This window comes from Candidatus Hydrogenedentota bacterium (assembly GCA_035450225.1).
GTDB lineage: Bacteria > Hydrogenedentota > Hydrogenedentia > Hydrogenedentales > SLHB01 > DSVR01.
Genome location: DAOTMJ010000081.1, coordinates 1 through 7,506, shown reverse-complemented (window position 1 = coordinate 7,506; position 7,506 = coordinate 1). Strand labels below are relative to the sequence as shown.

The 7,506-nt window shown below is 57.6% G+C and carries 8 protein-coding genes; all 8 read left to right on the top strand.

Features of this window, described 5'->3' with window-relative positions:
* On the top strand, positions 1–339 hold a 339-nt coding region (locus tag P5540_19495), incomplete at its 5' end, for a hypothetical protein (protein HRT66999.1).
* A 98-nt stretch (positions 340–437) separates the two neighbouring features.
* The gene (locus P5540_19490; GenBank protein ID HRT66998.1) at positions 438–1,163 is read left to right on the top strand and encodes a hypothetical protein; all 726 of its coding nucleotides are present in this window, start codon (positions 438–440) and stop codon (positions 1,161–1,163) included.
* Between the two features lie 173 nt (positions 1,164–1,336).
* Positions 1,337–1,534, top strand: coding sequence for a helix-turn-helix domain-containing protein (locus P5540_19485; GenBank protein ID HRT66997.1), 198 nt, complete (start codon positions 1,337–1,339; stop codon positions 1,532–1,534).
* Positions 1,535–1,546: 12 nt separating this feature from the next.
* Complete coding sequence (locus tag P5540_19480; protein HRT66996.1) at positions 1,547–2,527, top strand: hypothetical protein; 981 nt, start codon at positions 1,547–1,549, stop codon at positions 2,525–2,527.
* Positions 2,524–4,311, top strand: a complete 1,788-nt coding sequence (locus P5540_19475) for an AAA family ATPase (GenBank protein HRT66995.1) — start codon at positions 2,524–2,526, stop codon at positions 4,309–4,311. Before P5540_19480 ends, P5540_19475 begins: the two co-directional genes overlap by 4 nt.
* Positions 4,312–4,382: 71 nt before the next feature.
* Complete coding sequence (locus P5540_19470) at positions 4,383–4,622, top strand: hypothetical protein (protein ID HRT66994.1); 240 nt, start codon at positions 4,383–4,385, stop codon at positions 4,620–4,622.
* 384 nt (positions 4,623–5,006) lie between these two features.
* Positions 5,007–5,687 carry a recombinase family protein gene (locus P5540_19465; GenBank protein ID HRT66993.1) on the top strand — a complete coding sequence of 227 codons (681 nt, stop codon included), beginning with the start codon at positions 5,007–5,009 and terminating at the stop codon, positions 5,685–5,687.
* A gap of 226 nt (positions 5,688–5,913) precedes the next feature.
* The coding region (locus P5540_19460) for a tyrosine-type recombinase/integrase (GenBank protein ID HRT66992.1) at positions 5,914–7,506 on the top strand (1,593 nt) is incomplete at its 3' end.

Here is a 7,506-nt window from a genome sequence, read left to right as displayed (position 1 = left end):
AAGGCTGGTGGGCGGTGGGTGACTCGAACACCCGACACCCTGCGTGTAAGGCAGGGAACAGAATCGCACAAGTCGTGTAATTGCAATGACTTGGAAAAACCGCAAAATTCATGTTGCACTAAATGTTGCACTTCGCGTTGCACTTTTGGGGGCATTTCCGAACTCGCGGAGGCGATCCGGGCGCTGTCCGATTCGGACATGGCGGCGCTGTTCCAAACCATCGCGAAGGATGACGCCAAATTTCTATCGCTAATCAAGTCAGTCACCGATCCGCATGGCGCGGACGGCATACCGCCCGAAGACGCGGACGATCTGGACATGCCGCAGGAATCGAGGTAGGATCTTTTTTGCCGGGCGATAGGGTAGCGCCCGAAAAGCGGGAAAGCATCGCCCGCCTTCGCCCGGCACGCTCACGATGCAATAGGACGGATGCACCTATGGCCGCACACAAGACCCCAAAGCCGGACACGCCATTATTGAATGAAACCACCGCCTTCGATGCGTTTCCAAGTCTGACACAAAAACAAAAGAAATTCATTCAGTTGCTTGCGCCCGGATTGCGAAACATCGCAGCGGTGTCTCTTGCGATTCACAAAGGGAAACTACCGGCGGATTTTGACGCAAAAGAATTTATACATTGGGTGATGGATTCTGGAAGAGCACGTATCTTGACCGAAGATGTTAGACAATCCGAAGCGAAAGAATTGGTAAAATCGCTTTATCCGCCTCCTGTCGAAACGGCCGCGCCGAAGGCCGGGACAGTCAGAGCAGAGACAAACTCTGGGCCGGTTGACTGGAAGACGATCCGCATGCGGTTCTCGGATGACAACCCCTATGTTGTTCTTGTCGCGCGCAAAGGGGAGAAACAAAAACGAGTCACGGCGGCGGAACTCGGATTGTCAGACCGGCGGACAGGTAACCTGCCAAACGCACAATGGGCGCTGTTGAAACGCTTTGCCGAAGCGCCCAACAAGCATATCGTGCCGGAGGTTCGCGAGGCCGCCGCTTTCAAGCGGGCCGTATCGCGTCTCAATCGTGCGCTGACAACCGCCTTTGGCGCGTCCAACAATCCGATTGTGTCCTTGTCCAAAATGCATGAACGCGAGCCTTGGGGCAAACCAAAAGCGGGTTGCGGCTGGCATTGCCTGATAGATATTGCGTAGTTGTCACGGGGGGCATGGTGACAGAATGCGCGCGCCGCGTGACAATTGCGCCCGCATTTCGCCCAATAAAGACAGGCATTTCTTGTTCTTCACGCCTTCCTTTTTTGTATCAGTCACCCAATTTAGGGTGAAGCGTTGCGATAGGCGCGATGCAGGAACGAAGGACGTTGAAAATGAGCCAGTTACTATCCGTGAAAGAAACCGCAAAACGGCTTGCTCTGTCTTGCCGAACCGTTTACCGCCTTAGCGATGCGGGCCGGATGCCGCGCCCGCTGCGAATCGGCGGCGCTGTCCGCTGGGATGCGCGCGTATTGGAAGAATGGATTGCCGCCGGTTGCCCACCGGTAGAACGCCATATGCTTACGCGATAGGTGGGCGCGAACATGTTCAAAATCGTTAGATGGGAGCGATACGAGGTTGATTCTCGTGGCGACGCATGGATCGAGGGCGCAGCACTCCGCAAGGGGCCGTTGCAATACCTTCGGGTAACCTGTAACGGTGCCGCTTGGGGGCTGTCCTACCGACGGCTGCTCTCCACTGGCGGTGATGACGCGGCGGCGGCATTTGGGCTGTATATCAAACTGCTTGAACTTTCCGGAGCGCAACCAGCACCATTGCGCGGTACCGTGAGGAATCCACAGGGCGAGGCGGCAACACCGGAAGAAATAGCAGAATCAACCGGCTTTCCATTGTCGGTTGTGACCCGTGGGCTTGCGATTCTCAAGACCGCTGGATGGATAACGGAAACGCCCGGAAATCCGGAAAATTCCGGGAAATTACCGGAATTCCGGGAAATTACCGCCAATCAATCAATCAATCAATCAAAACAATCAAACAAGATCTCTTCCGCGAAATCCTTCGCGGGCGATCCCGTTCAACCACAAACCCATGGGGAAAGTGAAGGGAAAGATCCAGATCCTCTTGCGCCGTTCCTGGGCCTTGTCGAATTCTACCCGCACCTGCTCGAATTGATTCGCGAAGCGCACCCGAAGGCGCGATTGCCGAAGGCTGGCAGCGGGGCCGATTTCGAGGCGCGGGCCACGCTGGCAAAACTGGTACGGATTGACGGCTACAAACCCAATGAAATCGTTGCGGCATTGGAATGGGTTTTTGAGTCTGACCATCGCGACGCGCAATTTTGGCGCGCACAAGTGGCCGCTATTCCGCCGTTGCGAAAAGCAGGATCTTCCGGGCTGACCAAATTTGGCGCGATTCACGAGCGCTGGTTGAAAGCAACCGGGGGCAACGGCCATGACAAAAGCGACCCAAACGATTTTTATTCCCGGTTTTCCCCTGCGGATATTCAAGAGTTTGAGGCTGAATACCAAGCGGAAATGGCCAATGCGAACGGGGGCGCGCAATGACGGACACGCCCGAACGCCACGACATTGAACTACTCAAGAATGAATTGGCCGCCGCTGGGGCTATCTTTCATGGCAAAGAATGCCGTTGCCCATTTCACGAAGACCGGCGGGCAAGCGCCGGGGTTTATCTCGACTCGCAAGGCGTGGCGCGGTTCAAGTGCCACGGTTGCGGCGTGGCTGGTGACCTATACGACATTCGCGCGCGCATCCATGGCGTTGACCTTCGCGAGGTTTTGCCAAAATCGGACGGCGGGCCGCGAAACGGCGCAAATAAAAGCGCCACGTTGCCACAGGAGCGGCGATCATCCGTCCGGCAATATGAAACCCTTGCCGAAATCGAACGGGCCGCCACGTCCATTGGGCGCATCGAGGCGCGACACGATTACACGGACGGTTTCGCCGTTTTCCGCATCGTGGGCGCTGATGGCGTGAAAACATTCAGACAAGCGCACCGCGAATACGGAAAATGGCAATGGGGTAAGCCGCGCGGCCTTTTGCCGCTTTACGGGCGGGAACACATTGGCGAAACGGAAGACCCGGTTGTTGTTGTCGAGGGCGAGAAATGCGTTGACGCTCTTTGGAAAATTGGGACTGTCGCGGTAACAAGCGCGATGGGCGCGGGCAAGGCGCACCTGAGCGATTGGACGCCGCTTGATAACCGCGATATCGTGCTTTGGCCGGATAACGATCCGCCTGGCTGTGCCCACATGGACCAAGTGGCCGGGATTTTGAAGACGGCAACACGGCTACGGATTGTCAATGTCGAAATACTTGGCTTGCCGCCGAAGGGCGATGTTGCCGATCTGCTTGAAAAGTGGCGCGACGATCCGCCGGAAACGAAACGCGCGGCCATTTATGAAATCCTTGCAAACGCGAAACCGGTTGTGCCTTCCGGCGGGCTGGCGGCGCTTATCGAAGGTGCAATTGGCGGTACCAGAAAAGCGATTTCATTGCCTTGGGGGCGTTTGTCGAAATTGACCCGCGCGCTGTTGCCGGGGAGTATCACGTTGATTGTGGGGCCGCCCGGCTGTGGAAAAAGTTTTTTGCTGCTGCAGTTGGCGTATGCGCTTCACAAGTCGGGCGTCCCGATTTCGGTTTTTGAACTGGAGGAAGACAAGGCGCACCATCTCCATAGGCTGCTTGCACAGTTGGCTAACGATGCCCGGTTGCTTGACCTGGAGTGGATCGCAGGGAACCCCGAAAATGCGAGGGCGGCGCTGGCGGCGCATCAAGCCGATCTGGACGCGTTCGCGTGCCGCCTTTTCGATGCGCCCGACAAGCAACCCACGCTGACGGACCTTGCGAGGTGGGTTTCCGAACGGGCTGCAGCAGGGAACCGCGTGATCGCGATCGATCCACTTTCCGTGGCCGACATGGGCGGCGAACCGTGGCGCACCGCGCCCGGCTTCATAACCGAGGCAAGCGCCGCCATTCGGAAACATGGCGCAAGTCTGATTTTGACCTATCACCCGCGCAAGGGCGCGGCGGAAACCGGTCTGGTTTCTCTCGACGGTATCGCCGGGGCCGCCAGTTTCACGCGCCTTGTTCAGACTGTCCTTTGGCTTGAACGCCACGCGGATGATCACCGCGCAACCGTACAATCCATTGGCGGGCCGTTCGAGGAAACCGCGAATCGCACCGTTCACATTCTCAAGTCACGCAACGCGCCGGGGCAAGGATGCCGAATCGCATTCCACTTTGACCCGGAAACCCTGACATTCGAGGAACACGGAATCGAGGCATCATATGGAAATTCTCGCAAGAATCAACGCGCTACACAATGAACTTGCCCGCGCGCATTTCGAGGGCGCGGACTTCGCCGCTGTGAGGCTGTGCATCGTGGCTTCCGCCCTTCATGCCCGGCTGGGAATCGAACGGGCGATCCGCCGATGGGCGTGGCAATACCGCGCAATCTGGCTGGCAATCGGTTCCGAACGCCTGCTTCTGGCAATCGTGGATGCCGAAGAACGGGGCCGACGTGGCCGCCGTTCAAGAATTCCTTGCCGCCAAATATGCATCAGATTGCGAGCGGTTCAATCTAAAAAAATACAGACAAACGTGGAAAGAAGGGACTGCTAAGAAATGGGCAAAATAAATTGGAGCGCATGGACCGATCCGGTAACCGTGGCCAAGCGCGCTGGGGGCCGCCGCCATTACCACGCCATACGCCGCCTGAGGGCCGCCGTACGCAGGGCAGAGGTTGCGGACCTGCTCTTGGCCGGGCGAAAGCAAACCGACATTGCCAAAGCCTTGGGCGTCGCGGACTCCACGATATCGCGGGACGTAAAGCGAATATACGCGGACGCCGCAAGGCGGCACATATGCCCGCTTTGCCGAAGGGAATACCACTTGTGCAAGTGACCTTTTCGGGAAAAGGCGAACGCATGCCCGTTACCAACCGTCCCCTTGGTAACAAATAGTGTTGACATTGGCGGTAGCACATGTTACAATATGTACGTTGACAACAGGAGCAACGGACATGAAAGCAATCGGGTATGTGAGAGTAAGCACGGAAGGGCAAGCGGTTGACGGCGTAAGTCTGGACGCGCAACGCGCACGGATCGCGGCATGGTGCGATGCAAACGGCTATGAACTCGCGGCGGTTCATGTGGACGCGGGCATATCCGCCAAACGTGCGGACAATCGCCCAGGACTTCAAGCGGCGCTTGCTGAAGTCTGCAAAGAGCGCGGCGCGCTGGTGGTTTATTCGCTTTCCCGGCTGGCGCGTTCCACGAAGGATGCCATTGGAATATCCGAGCGGCTGGAAAAGGCCGGGGCGGATCTCGTAAGCCTGTCCGAACGCATTGACACGACAAGCGCCGCCGGAAAAATGGTGTTTCGCATGCTGGCGGTTCTTGCGGAATTCGAGCGCGATCTTGTTTCCGAACGCACGACCGCCGCAATGGCGCATCTTCGCCAGCAAAGCAAGCGTGTTTCCCGGCATATGCCCTTCGGTTATGATTTGGCGGCGGACGGTGAAAGTCTGACAGAGAATGCCCGCGAACAGGAGGCCATACGCATGATGCGCGACTTGCGCGCGGACGGCAAGAGTTTGCGCGACATTGCCCGCACGTTGGAATCCCAAGGGATTGTCGCCAAGAACGGCGGCGCTTGGAGCGCCAAGGTAATCAACGGAATCCTTGAAAGAAAGGCGGTGTAAGACATGACAAACGAAATCGGAATCAAGAGATTGGCAAAAACATTGAAGGGCATGAAACCGGAAAGGCTTCGCATGTTGCTGGCAAAGGACAAGGGGATCACGATCCGTCTTTCGGAATCGGATCGGGATGATATGCGGCGCGTTGCCAAGAGTTTGAACCTTACGGTTACGGAATACATTACGAGAATGCACTACCTTGTGAGTGAATCCTTGGAAAGGAAATAACATGGGATACCTTTTCCGCAAGACCGTAACGCGCCCGTTGCCCGAAGGCGCGAAGATTCTACGCCGCAAGGGCGGGCCTGTCGCCCGCTGGAAGGACAAAAACGGCAAGATCCGCGAGGCGCGGGCCACGGACGCCGGGCGCATCGTTCAGGAAACGGGCGTATGGTATGCCCGCCTTCGCGATGCCGATGGAATCATCAGGGAAGTTTCCACCGGATGCCGCGACAAGAGCGCGGCGGCGGCGGTCCTTACGCAATTGGCCGCACGCGTGGAACGCCGCAAGGCCGGGATACTGAGCGCGTCCGAAGACCGGGCCACCGACTTTGCCGGCAAACCGCTGCAGGAACACGTTGACGCCTACATCGCCCGCATGGAATCGCTTGGATTACACAAGACAACGGTCTTCATGCGGCGGCGCTATCTCGAAACGCTGTTTTCCGGTTGCGGATTCAACCGTATCGCGGATCTGTCGCGGGAAAGGGCTGAAACGTGGCTGCGTGGACAAACCGGCATGAGCGCGCGAACATACAACGGCTACGCGGTGGGGCTTGCTGCCTTTGGCAATTGGATGGTATCCGAGGGCCGGATGGTGGCGAATCCCTTCGCCCGCATGCGCAAACGCAACGAACGCGCCGACCCGCGCCGCCCGCGCCGGGCCTTGACGCAGGAAGAGGTTGCCCGCTTGCTCGACGCGGCGGAACGTAGACCACTGGAAGGCAAGTTGCATGCTGGCGGGGGCGCGGTACAATTGAAACCGGAAACCCGCGAAATGCTGGCATTCGAGGGATACGAACGTTCGCTTGTGTATCGGACTTTGGCGCAAACCGGCTTGCGGTGGAATGAACTGCGTTCCATCACCATTGGGCAAGCCGTGCTTGATACCGAACCGCCGCACTTGATCTTGAACGCCGCCAATGAAAAGAACCGCAAAGGGGCTGTAATCGTTTTGCGGGCGGATTTGGCCGCGAGGCTGTCCAAGTACCTTGCCGCCCGGCTGGAACGCCGCAGGAACGATTCTAGGCGGCATGGCGGGGCTTTCCCGATGCGCCTTGAACCTGACGATCCGCTTTTCGACATGCCCGCCAAAGGCACGCGGGAATTCAATAAAGATCTCGTGGCCGCCAAGATCCCCAAGCGCGACGACCGGGGCATGAGTGTTGACATTCACTCGTTGCGACACACGTTTTCATCCGAACTTGCGCGCGCGGGCGTGCCATTGGCAACGGCGGTTGCTCTTATGCGGCACAGCGATCCCAAACTCACGATGCAACGGTACACGCATTTTCAACGGCTTGATCTTGCGGGCGCGTTGGAACAGTTGCCGGACTTTTTGCCCAAGGCGGAAGGAACCGCGCACGAGGCGGCGGCGGGCGAAAATCGCGTTGCACTAAATGTTGCACTTCCTACCGTCAAAAAAGCGCAACATGAGTCAAAATCTGGCAATTACGCCTGCTTATCTACTGATGGGGATGTAGAATACAGTAGCACGAAAACACCCAATAAATACGGCGTTTTTGAGGGTTTGCAGGGAAAAAACGATGGTGGGCGGTGGGTGACTCGAACACCCGACACCCTGCGTGTAAGGCAGGTGCTC

Coding starts and splice junctions, on each gene's coding strand:
- P5540_19480 (HRT66996.1), top strand. CDS start 1,547: ATGTTCAAAATCGTTAGATGGGAGCGATACGAGGTTGATTCTCGTGGC.
- P5540_19470 (HRT66994.1), top strand. CDS start 4,383: ATGCCCGGCTGGGAATCGAACGGGCGATCCGCCGATGGGCGTGGCAAT.
- P5540_19475 (HRT66995.1), top strand. CDS start 2,524: ATGACGGACACGCCCGAACGCCACGACATTGAACTACTCAAGAATGAA.
- P5540_19490 (HRT66998.1), top strand. CDS start 438: ATGGCCGCACACAAGACCCCAAAGCCGGACACGCCATTATTGAATGAA.
- P5540_19485 (HRT66997.1), top strand. CDS start 1,337: ATGAGCCAGTTACTATCCGTGAAAGAAACCGCAAAACGGCTTGCTCTG.
- P5540_19465 (HRT66993.1), top strand. CDS start 5,007: ATGAAAGCAATCGGGTATGTGAGAGTAAGCACGGAAGGGCAAGCGGTT.